The organism is Paenibacillus tianjinensis (assembly GCF_017086365.1).
Taxonomy (GTDB): Bacteria; Bacillota; Bacilli; order Paenibacillales; family Paenibacillaceae; genus Paenibacillus_AQ; species Paenibacillus_AQ tianjinensis.
Genome location: NZ_CP070969.1, coordinates 1,637,606 through 1,654,194 on the forward strand (window position 1 = coordinate 1,637,606; position 16,589 = coordinate 1,654,194).

Annotated in this window: 13 protein-coding genes and 1 pseudogene; 12 read left to right on the top strand and 2 right to left on the bottom strand. The window is 51.6% G+C overall.

Annotated elements, in window-relative coordinates:
• Window positions 1-125: 125 nt before the first annotated feature.
• From JRJ22_RS29175 to JRJ22_RS07165, 3 genes and pseudogenes are all read left to right on the top strand, one after another.
• Window positions 126-389, top strand: coding sequence for a sensor histidine kinase (locus tag JRJ22_RS29175; RefSeq protein WP_232381165.1), 264 nt, complete (start codon window positions 126-128; stop codon window positions 387-389).
• Window positions 339-733: pseudogene (locus JRJ22_RS29180) on the top strand (sensor histidine kinase); the annotation flags it as partial. The gene JRJ22_RS29175 and the pseudogene JRJ22_RS29180, both read left to right, overlap by 51 nt.
• Window positions 709-3,138 carry a glycosyl hydrolase gene (locus JRJ22_RS07165; RefSeq protein WP_232381166.1) on the top strand — a complete coding sequence of 810 codons (2,430 nt, stop codon included), beginning with the start codon at window positions 709-711 and terminating at the stop codon, window positions 3,136-3,138. The pseudogene JRJ22_RS29180 and the gene JRJ22_RS07165, both read left to right, overlap by 25 nt.
• Window positions 3,139-3,172: 34 nt before the next feature.
• On the opposite strand, the gene JRJ22_RS07170 is transcribed toward JRJ22_RS07165, so the two are convergent.
• Entirely contained in the window at window positions 3,173-4,003 is an 831-nt protein-coding gene (locus JRJ22_RS07170) for an AraC family transcriptional regulator (protein WP_206103845.1), read from the bottom strand.
• A 142-nt stretch (window positions 4,004-4,145) separates the two neighbouring features.
• Between JRJ22_RS07170 and JRJ22_RS07175 the strand changes: the two genes are divergently transcribed.
• The gene (locus JRJ22_RS07175; RefSeq protein WP_206103846.1) at window positions 4,146-5,432 is read left to right on the top strand and encodes a Gfo/Idh/MocA family protein; all 1,287 of its coding nucleotides are present in this window, start codon (window positions 4,146-4,148) and stop codon (window positions 5,430-5,432) included.
• Between the two features lie 274 nt (window positions 5,433-5,706).
• The gene (locus JRJ22_RS07180) at window positions 5,707-10,146 is read left to right on the top strand and encodes an S-layer homology domain-containing protein (protein ID WP_206103847.1); all 4,440 of its coding nucleotides are present in this window, start codon (window positions 5,707-5,709) and stop codon (window positions 10,144-10,146) included.
• A gap of 124 nt (window positions 10,147-10,270) precedes the next feature.
• On the opposite strand, the gene JRJ22_RS07185 is transcribed toward JRJ22_RS07180, so the two are convergent.
• Window positions 10,271-10,726, bottom strand: a complete 456-nt coding sequence (locus JRJ22_RS07185; protein WP_206103848.1) for a CBS domain-containing protein — start codon at window positions 10,724-10,726, stop codon at window positions 10,271-10,273.
• A 172-nt stretch (window positions 10,727-10,898) separates the two neighbouring features.
• Here JRJ22_RS07185 and JRJ22_RS07190 point away from each other — a divergent pair, with 172 nt between their 5' ends.
• From JRJ22_RS07190 to atzD, 7 genes are all read left to right on the top strand, one after another.
• Window positions 10,899-11,330 carry a MarR family winged helix-turn-helix transcriptional regulator gene (locus JRJ22_RS07190; RefSeq protein ID WP_206103849.1) on the top strand — a complete coding sequence of 144 codons (432 nt, stop codon included), beginning with the start codon at window positions 10,899-10,901 and terminating at the stop codon, window positions 11,328-11,330.
• A 36-nt stretch (window positions 11,331-11,366) separates the two neighbouring features.
• Window positions 11,367-11,888 carry a MarR family winged helix-turn-helix transcriptional regulator gene (locus tag JRJ22_RS07195; protein WP_206103850.1) on the top strand — a complete coding sequence of 174 codons (522 nt, stop codon included), beginning with the start codon at window positions 11,367-11,369 and terminating at the stop codon, window positions 11,886-11,888.
• A 281-nt stretch (window positions 11,889-12,169) separates the two neighbouring features.
• Complete coding sequence (biuH, locus tag JRJ22_RS07200) at window positions 12,170-12,877, top strand: biuret amidohydrolase (protein ID WP_206103851.1); 708 nt, start codon at window positions 12,170-12,172, stop codon at window positions 12,875-12,877.
• Between the two features lie 40 nt (window positions 12,878-12,917).
• Window positions 12,918-13,922 carry an ABC transporter substrate-binding protein gene (locus JRJ22_RS07205; protein ID WP_232381059.1) on the top strand — a complete coding sequence of 335 codons (1,005 nt, stop codon included), beginning with the start codon at window positions 12,918-12,920 and terminating at the stop codon, window positions 13,920-13,922.
• 11 nt (window positions 13,923-13,933) lie between these two features.
• Window positions 13,934-14,755, top strand: a complete 822-nt coding sequence (locus JRJ22_RS07210; RefSeq protein ID WP_206103853.1) for an ABC transporter ATP-binding protein — start codon at window positions 13,934-13,936, stop codon at window positions 14,753-14,755.
• Window positions 14,752-15,504 carry an ABC transporter permease gene (locus JRJ22_RS07215; RefSeq protein WP_090715013.1) on the top strand — a complete coding sequence of 251 codons (753 nt, stop codon included), beginning with the start codon at window positions 14,752-14,754 and terminating at the stop codon, window positions 15,502-15,504. The genes JRJ22_RS07210 and JRJ22_RS07215 overlap by 4 nt, the downstream gene beginning before the upstream one ends.
• A complete protein-coding gene (gene atzD / locus JRJ22_RS07220; protein ID WP_206105021.1) occupies window positions 15,504-16,574 on the top strand; it encodes a cyanuric acid amidohydrolase in 1,071 nt (356 codons plus the stop codon). Before JRJ22_RS07215 ends, atzD begins: the two co-directional genes overlap by 1 nt.
• The last annotated feature ends 15 nt before the right edge of the window (window positions 16,575-16,589 follow it).

The following is a 16,589-nucleotide window of genomic DNA, read 5'->3' on the forward strand; positions in this document are numbered from 1 at the left end:
TTATAGTAAAGGCTAAGCAATTGATGTCTATTTCATGGTCCAAACCGAACAAAGTTATTCTGTTTAGCTATGCTGTTGACACCAGCCCTGCTCTCCTCAGACCCTTGTTTAAGCTGAGCAGGCTGATGCGCAGGGTGGAGGAGAACCAGCTCAGCGTTTCATTTGAGAGTAAATATCAGGATGAGATTGCCCAGGTCGGATTTCAGTTTAACCGGATGATGGCGGAGATCAAAACCCTGATCGAGGATGTGCGCAAGAATGAAGAGGGAAAACGCCAGGCGGAGATCCGGGCGCTGACCGCGCAGATGGAGCCCCATTTTCTCTATAACACGCTAATACGATTTACTGCAAATCCGTTATGGGTGAAAACGATGATGTCAATGAGATGATTCTGTCCTTGTCGCAAATGTTCCAGCTGGGGCTGAGCGGCGGGAAGGATCTGATAACGCTTGAGGATGAGCTGTCGCATGTGCAGCAGTACTGTGCAATCCAGCAAAAATGCTACGAGGATCTGTTCGAATATGAGGTTCGGATTGAAGAGGAGGAGCTGTTGTCTGTTCCCATACCGAAAATACTGCTGCAGCCGATTGTCGAGAACAGCATTCAACACGGGTTTGCCGACCGTAGGAGAGGCGGTGTGATCCGCGTGCGATTTCGCTGGAGCAATCCGGCGGTCTTCCCTGGTCATTTGACCTGGAGGCGTCGTTTATCACCCGTAAAGGCTATGATGTAAAAGAGGTGCTCCCTGCTTTGTTCTTTGAAACGGAAGGCTGCCGCAAAGCCAGGTACGATTATTGGGAGACGGTGACCTTCATGTTTACACAGGCTTATGCCAAGCAGATCGGGGACTGGTGCGCCGGCAAAGGCTGGTCTGCGACCGGGCATGTCGTTGATGAACAGGAGCTGATGCATCAGGTGACCTCGGTCGGCGATCCGATGGCCTTCTATGAGTATTTGCAGATTCCCGGCTGCGACTGGCTCGGCCGGTTCGTCGGGAGCGATCCGCTGGTGCCGAAGCAGGTAAGCTCGGTTGCCCGCCAGCTTGGCAAGAAGCGGACGATCACCGAGAGCTTTGGTTGCTCCGGGTGGAACGTCAGCCTGGCCGATCTGAAAAGAATCGGTGAATGGCAGTTTGTACACGGCATTAATCTGATGTGCCAGCATTTGCAGGGGTATTCCCTGCAAGGGCTGCGCAAGCGTGATTATCCGCCGTCCCTCTTCTATCAGCAGCCTTGGTGGGATGATTATAAGGGCTTCAATGACTACTTTGCCAGACTATCTATGCTGCTCTCGGAAGGCGGAAGCCTGGCGGAGGTTTTGCTGATCCATCCGGTGCGGACCGCCTGGACCCTGCAATGCGGCGGGGACATGTCTGCGATTGTTCCCTATCATGAATCCTTCACCCAGCTGACAAGATGGCTGTGCCAGAGCCTGATCGAGCATGACTACGGCAGCGAGAGTATTATTGCCGGACATGGGCGGGTTAGCGGCGGAAACTTCATTGTCGGTGAAGCAAAGTACCGTGTGGTTATTGTTCCGCCCTGTCTGACACTGGATCAAGTTACAGTGCAGCTTCTGAGCCAGTTCGCTGCCGAAGGTGGTACGCTGATCGCTTTCGAGAACTATCCCGTGCTGATAAGCGGGAAGGAGGACAACAGGCTAGCGGATATAATGGCTGATGCCATTCTGGCGGATTGGAGCTGCGCGGCAGTGGTGCAGGCAGTATCTGCAGCCTCTGCGCCTTTCATCCAAATCACGGATACGGACAGGGTGCGGGTTACTGCGGATACACTCAATGTGCGGACTATGGAGCTGGATGGATCACTTCTCTATTACGTGGTGAACTCAGGGACGGATGCCTATCCGCAGCTGCAGATTGAACTGTCCCGCCAGGGAGTGGTATCCCTGATCAATCTGGAAACCGGAGAGATCGGCCCGGTTCCGCAGGAAATACACCCGGAGGGCGTTGTCCTGCGCCTGCCGCTGTACCCCGGGCATTCCTTGATGCTCAAACTTGATCCGCAGGCAGCTTCAACGGCAGAAGCTATAAATGAACATCAGGCGGCGCTGCCGGATAGAAGAGAAGATATTAGACCGGAGGAGGCATATATCCTTGCGGAGCTTAGTCCCCTGTGGGAGGTCTCCTCTGTTGATCTTAACAGCATAACCCTGGACCACGCCCGTCTGCGGATAGAGGGCGGGGAGTGGTCAGCGCCTCAGCCGGTGATTTTTATTCAGGAGCAGCTGCTGGCTTATGGACGGCCGGTAGTGCTGGAGCTGGAGTTTGAGTTCGAGGTATCCTTTGATCCGCGGCGTCAGCGGGAGCTGTATCTGGTACTGGAGCAGCCGGAGGAATTCGAGATCTTCCTGAACGGTGTTCCTGTATCCCCTGAAAGCTGCGGCTGGTGGAGGGATATCTCCATGCGCAAAATTGACATTCAGGGAAGGGCTGGGTCCGGCCGGAATACAATTATTCTGAAAACGGAATTTCGCCCTTCACCTGAGCTTTATGCAAGGCTGGAGCGGGCCAGACAGTTTGAAGCGGAGGGCAACAAGCTTACTTTGGAACAGGAGCTCGAAAGCATTTATCTGCTCGGTTCCTTCGGAGTTGAATCTGCTGAGGCCTTTGAAGAAGCTGAGCGCCGGGCTGTCTGGACTGCAGGGGCTTTTACCCTGACAGAAGTCCCCGAGCAGGTAACCTCAGGCGATCTTACGCGGCAAGGTTTCCCGTTTTTCGCCGGAAGCATTCGTTTGCGCCAGTCTCTTGAAATCGCGGCAGAGCCTATCACTGAGGCGATATGGTCATTTCAGGCTCCGCCGGATACCATCGTCAGCAAGCTGCTCATTAACGGAATCTGTGTACGGACCTTCCTGTGGGAGCCGTATGAAGCGGATATTGCACCGTATCTTCACTCTGGCTGTAATGACATAGAGCTGATCCTGACGGGCAGCTCCCGAAATCTGCTTGGACCCCATCACCATATCAAAGGCGAAGTGTATAAGGTGGGGCCGGACAGCTACAAGGACAAACCGGGCTGGACCGACAAGGATCTAGCGCCGGACACACATGTATATCAGGACCGTTATGCTTTTGTCCGTTTTGGGCTGGCGGCTGCCCCGCAGATATTTATAAGATAAAATGTTCGAATGCTCTCCCGGCGGAGCCCCCGCCTCACCGGTTCTGCTTGCGGTATTGCAGGGGAGAGCGTTTGGCAATGCCTTTGAAGACACGGCCGAAATGGGCAATGCTGTCAAAGCCGGTCTCCTCGGCGATCCGCGTGACTGAATCACTGCCCTCCCGCAGGCGCCGCTGCGCTTCCTGGACACGGATCGTGTTCAAATATTCCACGATGGTGAAGCCGGTCGTCTGTTTAAACAGACGGCAGAGATAAGGAATGCTGAGATAAAACCGCTCTGACAGTCCCTCAAGCGTCACTGTCCCGCTATAATTAGACTGCAGGTATTCAATGATGTCATAGACCTTCCGCTGCTTCTCATCATTGGCCGGAGCGATGGCCGCCTGGGCACTCTCGCGGATTCTGTTCATTTCGATTAACATTTGCACCAGCAGGCTCTGCAAGTAGGGAAGCTGCTGGGTACGCTGCTCCTGCTGCTCTTTCAGCATGGCAAACAGGATATTCTCGATCCTGCCCTGTTCATGGACATCCGGCCTGAGCAGCAGGCATTGTTCGCTGAAGAAGGGGAAGGTCAGCTCCATACCGCCGAGCATCCCCTGCAGAAATTCGTGGCGGAAATTGATCAGGATCCGCTCATGCCTGACAGCACCTTTAGCCATCGTACGGTGCAGCTCATTGCGGTTAATGAAGATCAGATCGCCTTTACGCAGGGAGTAGACCAGATTATTAATATAGTAGTTTCGTTCTCCGGCCAGCAGATAATAAATTTCATAGGTTTCGTGAAAGTGGTCGGTGTCCATGCTGAAGGCGCCGGCTCTTTTGATTTGCTCCACATAAAACTGGAATTCCTGCTTCTCCTCCTGCATATTCGTTCACTCCTTCAAATTAGGATAATATATGCATATTATGGCTGATTTTCAACAATAATCGTTTAGAAATGAATGTATCTTATACTATACAATATACCTAGTAAACGGATTCAATACCATAAGCGATGGAGTGATTGGAATGGGCAAGCGGAAATATGCATTTGTGGGTACAGGCGGCCGCGCTGAATTTTTTTATGGAGAGATTACACGCCATTATCTTGAAACCTCGGAGATTGTCGGCTTCTGCGATGTCAACGGGGCAAGAATGGCCTATGCCAATACGCTGCTGGAAGAGAAATACGGCTACCATGCCGTTCCGGTCTACAAGGCGCATGAGTTTGATACTATGATCTCTGAGACGCAGCCGGATACCGTCATCGTCACCAGCATTGACCGTACACATCACCGCTATATTATCCGGGCGATGGAGCTGGGGTGCGACGTGATCTCTGAGAAGCCGATGACTACAGACGAAGAGAAGTGCAAGGAGATTCTTGATGCTGTAGAGCGCACCGGAAAGAAGCTGCGGGTAACCTTCAATTACCGCTACGCGCCGCACAACACCAAAATCCGCGAACTCCTGATGGAGGGGGCGATCGGCGAGGTGCTCTCCGTCAACTTCGAATGGCTGCTGAATACACAGCACGGGGCCGACTATTTCCGCAGATGGCACCGCGACAAGCGCAACAGCGGAGGGCTGCTGGTTCACAAATCAACGCATCACTTCGACCTGATGAATTTCTGGCTGGGCTCGCAGCCGGACACAGTGTTTGCGATGGGGGATCTGCGCTTTTACGGCCGGGAGAATGCCGAGAAACGCGGTGTTACTGAATTCTATCAGCGTGTACACGGAAGTGCTGCAGCAGAGAATGATCCCTTTGCGCTGCATCTGAAGGACAATGAACAGCTGAAGCGGATGTATCTGGACACCGAGCATGAGGACGGATACTTACGCGACCAGAGTGTATTCGGCGACAATATCAGCATTGAGGACACGATGGGCGTCATGGTCAAATATAAGAACAAAGCCATTATGAACTATTCGCTCAATGCTTATCTGCCCTGGGAGGGCTTCAATGTTGTGTTTAACGGCACCAAGGGACGTATGGAAGTAAAGGTCATTGAGCAGTCCTATGTTAATGCCGGGGGCGGCAAGGAACAGGAGGGTGCGGTAAAAGACAAGCAGATCACAGTATATCCGCAGTTTGCTGCGCCGTATGACGTGGAGATTGAAGAAGGCGCCGGCGGACACGGAGGCGGTGATCCGGTGATGCTGCGGGATATTTTTGAACGCCCGGCCGATGACCGGTTCCACCGGGCAGCTTCCCATATAGACGGTGCCTGGTCGATTATGACCGGTATTGCCGCCAACCGTTCGATCGCAACCGGCCTGCCGGTGAAGGTAGAGCAACTGATTAAGCTTTAGAATAGATGCGGTTATAACAAAAGCTTCCATTTGCGAATGAAGCTAAGTCATCCCTGCTCTAAATATAAAGAGCCGTACCGTGCAGTCATTTTATGACTATATCGGGCGGCTCTTATTGTTTTTTATTTAGCTGAATCTATTTTTTTGTCGAAATGTGACCTATTACATAGTAATTTGTCGAGAATTGTTAAGAGATTGTTCAGAGCGACCTGCTAATATAAATTTCAGGCAGGAAATAGGTAATTAGTATGAATAGATCAGGAGGAATAACAGCATGAGGAAGAAGCGTTTTTTATCGGCGGTCTTATCAATTGTTACAACCGTCAGCTTGAGTCTGGGCTCTTTCGCTGGTGCCGGAGTAGTCAGCGCACAGTCGGACTCTAGTGCATACGGTGAGGTTCTGGTCAGCGATACCAGTAATTCTAGCTGGACGATAGCTCCAGGCAATACCTCAAGAAATCTGGCTGTGTCGCCGGACGGGTCAATCTATGCCGTATATAACGGCGATGGTGAAATCCGTGTTGCCAAGAGCTCAGACAATGGCAAGACATTCCAGCCCAGTGTTCTGGCTGCCGCAGGCAGCTATGAGCCGGAAATCGCCGTATCCTCATCAGGGACGGTATATGTTGTAGGTGTAAATGCAGGCTCGGGTGTGCTGGTTAAAAGTACTGACGGCGGCAAAACCTTCAGTGCTCCGATCACAGTTGGCGCACTTTTCGGTGGTTCTGCGCATATGGCTGTAGATGGCAGTTATATCTATGTAACGGATCCTTCAGGCAGCATTCTTTATTACAGCAGCAATGAAGGGACAACATTCAATAATTATGATTTTAGTGAATCCTATGTGTTTACCGATCTGCACGTTGATCCGCAGACTGGAAATCTGATTGTCCAGAAGGATAATCCGAGCCTGAAATATTATGTCAGCAAAAACCATGGACAAACCATGGAAACGCCTGTAATTCCGGGCAAAAGTGTATTCTATTCTGTTGGGGCATTATCCGCCGGCAGCCAGGGCCAGTATCTGTTTGTAGCGGGTTCTGGTTCCAATATGGTCCGCATGAATATTGGGGACGGAACCGCGACTGATCTGATGGGCGGAGATAATATGAGCTCACAGGGACGTTCACTGAGTGCAGACAGCTACGGCAATGTCGTGACCGGATTCAGCGACGGCTCCTCCGTGTTCTTCAGCGTCAGCCAGGATCTGGGTGCAACCCTGTCTTCACCTGTTGAAGTCGCCACCACAAGCATTGCCAATGCGGCGATTAACACCACAAACGGTGATATTTTGTACCTGTATGAAAAGAGCGGACAAATTTATTTGAAGGTATATCAGGGACTGCTTAGCGGATACAAACTGTATCTGTCCAACACGAATCTGTACTTCAACTATCCAACACAGAAGAAAGTATCCGTTACCGTAACCAATACCTCGGATACTCCGCTTAAAATCAATGATGTATTGATTAACGGCGATTTTAAAATCACAGACAATACGCTTCCTCCCGAGCTTGCTCCAGGAACAAGCGGAATTATTGAAGTCCAATACTTGCCGCAGGCAGGAGGTACCTCCAACGGGGCGCTGACGCTGAAAGTAGATGGCGAACCGGACCGGGTAGTTCTGCTGAGCGGGATCAGCGAAGAAGCGGCAGGCAGCTCAGCGCCGCAGGCAGAAGATGTTACAGCCAATGCTACAACGGATACTGTAACTGTGAAGAAGGTACCAGCCGGTGCTGAGGTTACTGTCTATGCAGCCGATGGCGTTACCGTGCTCGGAACGGCAAAGAATGAAGCAGAAACATCCGGGGAAGTAACGGTTGCGATTCCGGCAGGATTAAAATCCGGGGATGTAATCAAAGTCAGCCTGACCGAACCGGATATGTCGGAAAGTCCGCTGACGGACATCACTGCGCACAATGAAGCAACAAGTGCACCCGCAGCGGCAGATGTTACTGCTAATGCTACAACGGATACTGTAACTGTGAAGAAGGTACCAGCCGGTGCTGAGGTTACTGTCTATGCAGCAGATGGAGTGACCGTGCAGGGAACGGCTAAGAACGAAGCGGAAACAACCGGGGAAGTAACCGTGCCGGTACCGGCAGGACTGAAATCCGGGGATGTAATCAAAGTCAGCCTGACTGAGCCAGAAAAGTCGGAGAGTTCGCTGACGGACACCACTGCGCACAATGAAGCAACAAGTGCACCTGCAGCGGCGGATATGACCGCCAGTGCAACTTCATCTACGGTCACCGTGAAGAATGTACCGGCAGGTGGAACAGTAACCGTATATGCCAAAGATGGCGTCACCGAACTGGCGACAGCTGTCAATGAGAGCGGAAGCCCGGCTGAACTGACAATTGTGGTAGCTTCCGGACTAGCCGATGGTCAGATTCTAAAGGTCGGCACACGCGAGCTTGGCAAGGATCAAAGCCCGCTCACCGAGATTCCTGTAGCCTACGAGCCTACTCAGGCGCCTGCTGCCGGAAATCTGGCCGCTAATGCTACAACTGGTGTTGTTACAGTAAGCAATGTCCCAGCCAGTGTCACAGTTTCCGTCTATGCGGAGGATGGCACTACGCTGCTGGGCACAAGCTTCAATGATACCGGAGCTCCGGCTGAATTCCATTTTGACGTGAACGGTCTGGAGCCGGGGCAGGTCGTGAAGATCAGCTTCACGGAAACGAACAAAGCTCAAAGCGCGAAGGTAGAAGTTGCTGCTGTCTATGAGCAGTCTGCCCAGCCGCAGGCTGGCAACGTTGTAATCAGCGCCATAGATGGTACTTTAACTGTAAATCAGGTGCCGGCCGGAGCTGTTGTTTCCATCTACAGCAAGGAAGGCAAGCTGCTTGCCAGTGTAACCAATACAGGGGAAGCTGCTGGACCGCTGACCTTTACAGGACTTGCGCTGACTGAAGGAGATACACTGACTGTAACTCTGACAGAGAAGCTGAAAACAGAAAGTGCACCGCTAAGTGTTACCGTAGCGATTAAGTCTGCGGACGTCGTGAATGAAGCTTCCAAGGCACTTCAAATCGGCTACGCCGCAGGTGAAACTTGGGAGAATGTTCTGACTTCCCTGTCCCTGCCAACTACCGGAGGCTTCGGTACACAGGTTAGCTGGACTTCCAGTAAGCCGCAGGTTGTTGAGATTCCTGCCGCAACGGACGGCAGCATTAATGCCATTGTACACCGCGGTGCCGAGGATGAAGCTGTAGTTCTCAGCGCGACGGTCAGCCGTGACGGTGAAGCGAAAACCCGTACCTTCCTGGTTGTTGTAACAGCCAGCGGGGCAATCAAGGTCGAGGACACGAGCAATATCCGTAATGTCAAAGTGAAGGATCAGTCGGACAACACAGCACTGGTTCCGGTCAAACGAATCAACGTTACTTCTGCAGATGGTACCAGCTCGAAGATTGATAAGGTAGTATTTGATTCGGCTAAGGCACAGGAGATTGTCACTGCTTCTGAATCTGGCCACAACAATTCATCAACGATCTACATTGATGAGTTGCCTGGCGATGCTGCTGATGAAATCGCAGTTGAAATTCCGGCAACAACGCTTGCACTACTCGGTGTGAATAGTTTCAATCTGAATATTCAAAGTGATTATTCAACAATTTCCCTGGATGCAGCTACTCTGCAGTCTATGATGGCAGACAATCTGGATCTGTATTTCCGGATCGTGCCTGCCCGCAATGCAGAAGAATCGAAGAACCAGGTTCCTTCGTCCTATAATAACCAGAACCTGAAGGCGCTCAGCCCGCCGCTGGATATCGAGACTAATTATACCGGCTATAATACACAACTGATGCTTCCATTTGCCAAAAACGGTGTAAATGTCAGCACAATGAATGCCAGCCGTCTTGCTGTATATATTGTGCACAGCGACGGCACCATCGAGCTGTCCAAAGGCACTGTCGTAAACAACGATAAGAACGAACCTTATGGCATCTCCTTTGACATTTCTAAATTCAGCAGCTTTAGCATTGTAGAAACCATTGCTTACGTCCCTGGAAGCATCGTCACTGGTCCTTCTACACCTACTATACCTGCTTCACCTGTAGTAGTACCTAATGATACAACAACAGCAACAGATACAGTGTATTCCCATGCTGCTTATATCAAGGGATATGAGGATGGCACCTTCAAGCCAGACCGTGCGCTGACACGGGCCGAACTTGCAGCACTCCTTGCCCGCAACTTAGGCACTGAAGCAGTAGCATCAGGAGTAGTCTTTACAGATGTATCTTCGAAGCACTGGGCAGCAGCTGATATTGCCAAAGTTTCCGCAGCCGCTCTGATGAAGGGCGATCCTGACGGCAGCTTCAATCCGGAACGTGCGGTAACCCGTGCGGAGATGGCGGTACTGAGCGCACGCCTGAAGCAATTGTCCTTTGACGAGAGCAGCGCAGCGGTTTCAGCAATTGCTGATGTGAACAAACACTGGGCCGCAGGGGCCATCGATGCCGTGAAAGCAGCGGGACTGATGACAGGCTTCGCGGACGGCAGCTTTGCTCCGGCCAAGTCTCTGACCCGTGCAGAAGCGGTTACGGTGATTAACCGCCTGTTCGGCAGAGGTCCGCTTAGCGGCGTGACCCGCTCCAGCTTCTCTGATGTTCCGGTTACCCACTGGGCATTTGCCGATATCGAAGAAGCCAGCCTTAACCATAAATACACTGTGCAGAGCGGCAAGGAAGTTATCGCCGACTAAGCATGAGCAGTAACAACAGAAGCCTGTTTGAATTCCGGGTAGCCCCCGGCTTCAAACAGGCTTCTTTATGCAGAGATGACATTACAGCGGCAAATCGAGCCGCCCTTCTATACCCTGTTAATAACTATAGCAGCGATTTAAACGAATGACGGATGACGTCACCCCGGCTGATAATGCCCATGAGGACCCGGTTACGTTCAACGGGTACTTTTTTGATCTGCTTCTTGCCCAGTATGGCGGCAATCCGTTCGATATCCTCGTCCCAGGACACCGTGATGACTTTCTTTTTGGCGATGGCCATTACATTAAGATTCAGCAGCCGTCGGGTCCGTTCCTCGAATTCATCCTCATCGCCTTTGATCACATTCACTTGAAAAAAAGAGTCGACAATGAGGTCATCATGTTTGCCGATATAGCGCATAATGTCTCCATCGCTTAAATAAGCAACAATTTCATTTCGGTCGTTGATGACCGGCATGCCGCTGATCCGGTGCTCAATGCATTTTTCGATAAAGGTCCGCACGGTGTCATATTCTTTGACCTTATAGACCTGTCTGATCATGAATTCATGCGCTTTCATAAGGTTCCCCCAAGTAAGAATGGACTAGCTTTTGTGAAAATAACTTGTATAATGAAAGTATATACTTGTATTATACAAGTTGCATATGCGAAGTCAATGACCGCTGCATCTTACAACTAGTTTAAGCTGTTATTCATATAGAAAAGTGTGGATAGAAAGGTTGCTGCACCTCATGGACAAACGCCCGTTAGAAACGATTGAACTGGAGATGGCCATTCTCAGCCGCCGGCTGACTTCGATCAGCACCTACAAAAAATACGGCATCCTGGACCACTCTGCCTATCTGCTGCTGCATCAGATTGCCTCGAACGGCTCCGCCGGGGTGAAGGCGCTGGCTGATGAGTTTCACCTGGATATTTCCACGATCAGCAGGCAGGCTTCGGCACTTGAGCAGAAAGGGTATGTGATCCGTATTCCAGATCCTTTGGACGGCAGAGCCTATACGCTGCAAATCTCTGATTTAGGCTCGGACATGCTGAGGAAGGACACGGACATCCGCCAGGACAAAATCGGACAGCTGCTCGAAGACTGGAGCGAAGAGGAACGCGAACATTTCGGTCAGCTGCTGCAGAAACTGAATGAAGCAATTGTCCGGGTGATGTAAATGTAATGGTCTGACTTATATAACCGGAGGTGTCTTATGAATCCCCAGGATCTTCAAGAAGAAAAGCTGCTTATCGCATTTGAGAACATCAAACGCCTGGCCACACGCACCAAATGGACTGATTCTATTCCCCACGGGGAATTTCTAATGATGTTCGTCATCCATGTCATGATGAAGAAGGAACGGTTAGAACCGGATACGCCGGAATACCCGGGGGTGATGGTGTCCAAATTAAGCGAGCTGCTGCAAATCAGCAGACCCACCGCTTCACAGGCTGTCAGCTCTCTGGAAGAGAAGGGTTATGTCGAGCGCGCCATGTCCGAAACAGACCGGCGGGTGATCTATATCAGCCTGACGGAGCAGGGGCGGCTGGTTTTCGAACAAAAAATGGAACGGTATTCCTGCATCCTGAACGAGATTGTTGTCAAGGTGGGCCGGGAAGAGGTCGACCAGCTGATTGTTACCTGCGAGCGGCTGCGGACTGTGATGGATGAAGTAAGGCAGCGGTTCACGGCCGAGCAGTCGGACGGAGAGCTGCAGGCGGCAGAAATAGGATAACGATGAATGAAGCCTTGTAGAGAATTTCTCTGCAAGGCTTTTTTCGTGGGAATATACCCGGATTGCCCAAAAGTGCGTTGGAAGACTAGATTTATGTAATTATAAGTAACATATTATGATACTTTTGTAATAATAACGAATTTATATAGCTGATTCTTGTAATAAAAACGGAGACATATGAAATTTGTTGTAATATAATCTAACTCATAAGAAAGTTATAGAAAATGATGTTATATAAATTAACGCAAATAAAGTAACTAGTGCAGGGAGGAAACAATATTATGCAAATCACAGCATCGCCTTATGTGTGGCCTTACGACGGGGCCATGGATCCCCGGAAGACAGCGCTCATGATTATTGATATGCAAACCGATTTCTGCGGCAAGGGAGGGTACGTAGAGCAAATGGGTTACGACCTTTCCCTGACGGCTAAGGCAATTAAGCCCATTCAGCAGCTGCTTGAGCGTATCCGCCGTGTTGAAGGCTTCACCGTCATTCATACGAGGGAAGGGCATAAGCCGGATTTATCCGATCTGCCTGCCAACAAACGGTGGCGCAGCAAACAGATCGGGGCAGAGATCGGGTCTGTTGGTCCTGCGGGACGGATTCTTGTCCGGGGCGAACGCGGCTGGCAGATTATTGAGGAGCTTGCACCCGCACCCGGGGAATTTATCATCGATAAGCCCGGCAAGGGAAGCTTTTACGCAACGGACCTTGACCTGATCCTGCGGAACAGGGGGATCACTCATCTCATTCTTACAGGCATCACAACAGATGTATGCGTCCATACCACGATGCGGGAAGCGAACGACCGGGGGTATGAATGTCTGATTCTGGAGGATTGCACGGGAGCTACAGATCCCCGCAACCATCAGGCCGCGCTGGAAATGGTCAAGATGCAGGGAGGCGTATTCGGGAGCGTCAGCCATTCCGCAGAGGTTCTCAAAGCACTGGAGCAATATCAGGCCGCTGCCGCTGAACGTTATTAATCACAATTACATCATAACGGGGGAATATAATATGTGGAAAATGTCCAGAAAAGCAATGCTCGTCCTGTTATCGTCACTTATGCTGCTAATAACCGCTTGCGGCTCCGGCTCCGATGAAACCATCAAAGCGGACGGCGGCCAAGGGGAATCCGGAGAGCTGAAGAAGGTTGTACTGAGGCTGAAATGGATTCATCAGGCCCAGTTTGCCGGCTTTTACACTGCGGTGGAGAAAGGCTACTACAAGGATGCCGGACTGGATGTGGAAATACGGCCGGGCGGATCGGATTTTCCGTCGGTGCAGATGGTGGCCTCCGGCAGTGAAGAGTTCGGGGTAACTGGGGCAGACCAGATTATCATTGCCCGGGAAAAGGGAGTGCCCGTCAAGGCCGTTTCAACCATTTACCGCAAAACTCCCTTTGTGATGTTCGCGCTGAAAGAGTCGGGTATTTCCAAGATGGAGGATCTTGTCGGCCAGAAGGTAGGCATTAAGCTGGGCGGCAATGAAGAGCTGACGTTCCGGGCTATGGAGAAAAGTGCAGGCATAAAAACTCCGGATATCGAGGAAATGCCTATCAAATATGATCTCAGTCCGCTGCTGACAGGTCAGGTGAAGGCATGGCCGGGGTACGTGATCAATGAAGTGCTGGCTGTACAGGAGCAGGGCAAAGAGGTAAACATTATTGATCCGAATGACTACGGCATCAATTTCTATGCGGATACGCTGTTTACAACGGAATCTATCATTAATAAAGATCCTGAGATGGTCAAGAGCTTCGTACAGGCTTCCATGAAAGGCTGGGATTATGCACTGGAGAATCCGGAAGAGGCGGCGGAATTTGGTTTGAAATATGGAGACAAGCTGGATCTGGATCATGAGGTAGCGATGATGAAAGCCAGCATTCCGCTGCTGGAGCCGGAGCAGCTGCCGCTCGGATCGACGGAGGAAGAAGCATGGGATACCCTGCAGAAGAGTCTGATTGAGCTTGGTTTTGTTAAGAAAGAGCAGGATCTGAAATCACTGTTTACGAACGAATACCTGGAATAGGAGGCGGTCTTATGCCGGCGGTAATTAAGGAACAGAAGAACTTCATTGCAGAACATCGTCCCTTACAGGAATCCAAAGCGCGTGAAGTGATGCTCTCGTTATCAGACTGCTCCCTGTCCTTCGGAGAGGTGCAGGTGCTTAACCGGGTGAATCTGGATGTATACCGGAATGAATTCATTTCCATCTTGGGGCCAAGCGGCTGCGGAAAATCGACCATGCTGAGGCTGATGCTTCAGCTGCTCGGTCCCGACAAGGGAGGGAAGGTTACGTATGCTTCCTCCGACTTGTCGCTGGGCATGGTTTTTCAGAAGCCGGTGCTAATGCCTTGGCTTACGTCACTCCAGAATGTCACACTTCCGCTCGAGCTCGGCAACAAGAAAAAGTTCACGAAGCAGGAAGCGCGGGAGAAGGCGGAAAGCGCGCTGCGCCTGGTTGGTCTTCAGGATTTCATGAATCATTTTCCGCACCAGCTGAGCGGCGGCATGCAGCAGCGGGCGGCAATCGCCAGAGCGCTGGCAGCTGATCCGGCGGTGCTTTTGATGGATGAGCCCTTTGGTGCTCTGGATGAACTAACCCGCGAGAAGCTGAATTTCGAGCTGCTCCGTCTATGGGAGAGCCCCGAAACCAGCCTTAGCAGCATCGTTATGGTTACACACTCGATTCAGGAGTCGGTGCTGCTGTCTGACCGGGTGGTGATGATGTCGCCCCGGCCCGCCGGAGTTACGGATATTATCCCGGTTCCGCTGCCCTCGCCGCGGGAGGCGGGGATGGAAGAGCTGCCGGAATTCCACTATACGGTCAAGGAACTGAGAAAGAGGGTGAAGCATTTATGACAGCCAAGCTTAAAGACAGCCTGTATCCGCTCGGATTCGGCCTGGGGTTCCTGGTGCTCTGGGAGCTGGCCGTACGCCTCTTCTCCATTCCTGTATATTTGCTGCCGGCTCCCACAGCGGTCTTATCAGCGGTTGAAGCTTCGTTAGGCTCACATATGCTTGTTACACTGATGGAATCCCTGGCCGGATTTATGCTGGCCAACATTCTGGGATTTGTTACAGCCGTTATTTTCGTACATTCCAAACCGATTGAGAAGGGCGCTTTTCCGCTGGCAATTGCCCTTAAGACGACACCGCTTGTGGCTCTGGCTCCTCTGCTGGTGGTGTGGCTCGGTACCGGATATTCCTCCAAGGTAGTGGCGTCCACGCTAATCTGCTTTTTCCCGATCCTGGTGAACAGTGTCAAAGGACTCAAGGCGATTGAATATGAGGCCTGGGAGCTGTTTTCTACTTATAAAGGGACGAAATGGGAAATTTTCTGGAAGCTGCGCCTGCCGACAAGTCTGCCGTATATTTTCTCTGCACTTAAAATCTCAACCTCCCTGGCGATTGTCGGAGCTATTGTCGGCGAATTCGTCGGTGCGAATAAAGGGCTTGGATACGTTGTTCTGGTCTCTTCCTATCATATGGATACTCCGGTGATGTTCTCGGCGATTATCGCTTCGGCGGCCTGCGGGCTGCTGCTGTTCTGGTGTATCGGACTGCTGGAGAAGAAAGTTATCTTTTGGACAAGGAGCGATGATCTGTGATGAAATGCTCAGTGATAAAAGTGCCTGCAGCTGCTCCGCATGATACGTCAGGCCTTAAAGCCTCTATCGAGGCAGGAATCATTGATCCGGCACATGTAGTTGCCGTCCTGGGCAAGACCGAGGGCAACGGCTGTGTCAACGATTTTACCCGGGGGTACGCGGTGATGGCCTTGAAGCAGTTTTTTGCTGCTTATTCCGCTGACAGCCAGCCGGCTGTGTCCTATATCATGTCAGGAGGCACGGAAGGCATCCTGAGTCCGCATTTCACTGTAATGAGCCGCAGCGGCTTACCGGAAACGGGAGAAGCCGGGCTTGGGCTGAAATCACTCGCGATTGGCGTCTCCAGGACGAGGGATTTCCTGCCGGAGGAGCTCGGGCGTCTGAGCCAGGTGGATGCAGTGGCTGAAGCCGTATCCCGTGCGGTGCGTGATGCCGGTATTGCGTCTGCGGAGGATGTACATTTTGTACAGATTAAATGCCCGCTTCTGACTGCAGAACAAATCCATGAGGCCCATGGCAGAAAGGCTGAGCTTGTGACAGAGGATACCTATAAGTCGATGGGGTATTCCAGAGGCGCTTCTGCCCTTGGCGTTGCTGTGGCCCTCGGTGAAGTCGGCCGGGAGGGGCTGCGGGATGAGCAAATCTGCGTGAACTGGGAGCTTTACAGCACGGTTGCTTCGACGTCTGCCGGGAGTGAGCTTTCCTGCTGTGAAATCATTGTATTCGGCAACTCTTCCGCAGCGGAGGGCCCTTATTTCATTGACCATGATGTTATGAAGGACTCCATTGACGGAGCAGCGCTGCAGCGGATGATCGACCGGCATGCCGGAGATGAGCTGATTCAGGTGCTGGCCAAGGCGGAGGCTGACCCTTCGGGCTATGTGCGGGAACGGCGTCATACGATGCTGGATGATTCAGATATTAACCATACCCGTCATGCGCGTGCTGTTGTCGGCGGTGTTCTGGCTTATGTATGCGGAGATCCGATGATCTATGTATCCGGCGGCGGAGAGCATCAGGGACCGGCAGGCGGAGGGCCGGTAGCGGCCATTTTCCGCAGAAATCAATAAATTCATCTTATGGAG

Bases quoted from the DNA above. Each gene is read 5' to 3' on its own strand.
- JRJ22_RS07180 (WP_206103847.1), top strand. From the start codon at position 5,707: ATGAGGAAGAAGCGTTTTTTATCGGCGGTCTTATCAATTGTTACAACC.
- JRJ22_RS07195 (WP_206103850.1), top strand. From the start codon at position 11,367: ATGAATCCCCAGGATCTTCAAGAAGAAAAGCTGCTTATCGCATTTGAG.
- JRJ22_RS29175 (WP_232381165.1), top strand. From the start codon at position 126: ATGCGCAGGGTGGAGGAGAACCAGCTCAGCGTTTCATTTGAGAGTAAA.
- JRJ22_RS07170 (WP_206103845.1), bottom strand. From the start codon at position 4,003: ATGCAGGAGGAGAAGCAGGAATTCCAGTTTTATGTGGAGCAAATCAAA.
- JRJ22_RS07215 (WP_090715013.1), top strand. From the start codon at position 14,752: ATGACAGCCAAGCTTAAAGACAGCCTGTATCCGCTCGGATTCGGCCTG.
- JRJ22_RS07210 (WP_206103853.1), top strand. From the start codon at position 13,934: ATGCCGGCGGTAATTAAGGAACAGAAGAACTTCATTGCAGAACATCGT.
- JRJ22_RS07175 (WP_206103846.1), top strand. From the start codon at position 4,146: ATGGGCAAGCGGAAATATGCATTTGTGGGTACAGGCGGCCGCGCTGAA.
- JRJ22_RS07185 (WP_206103848.1), bottom strand. From the start codon at position 10,726: ATGAAAGCGCATGAATTCATGATCAGACAGGTCTATAAGGTCAAAGAA.
- JRJ22_RS07190 (WP_206103849.1), top strand. From the start codon at position 10,899: ATGGACAAACGCCCGTTAGAAACGATTGAACTGGAGATGGCCATTCTC.
- atzD (WP_206105021.1), top strand. From the start codon at position 15,504: ATGAAATGCTCAGTGATAAAAGTGCCTGCAGCTGCTCCGCATGATACG.
- biuH (WP_206103851.1), top strand. From the start codon at position 12,170: ATGCAAATCACAGCATCGCCTTATGTGTGGCCTTACGACGGGGCCATG.
- JRJ22_RS07205 (WP_232381059.1), top strand. From the start codon at position 12,918: ATGTCCAGAAAAGCAATGCTCGTCCTGTTATCGTCACTTATGCTGCTA.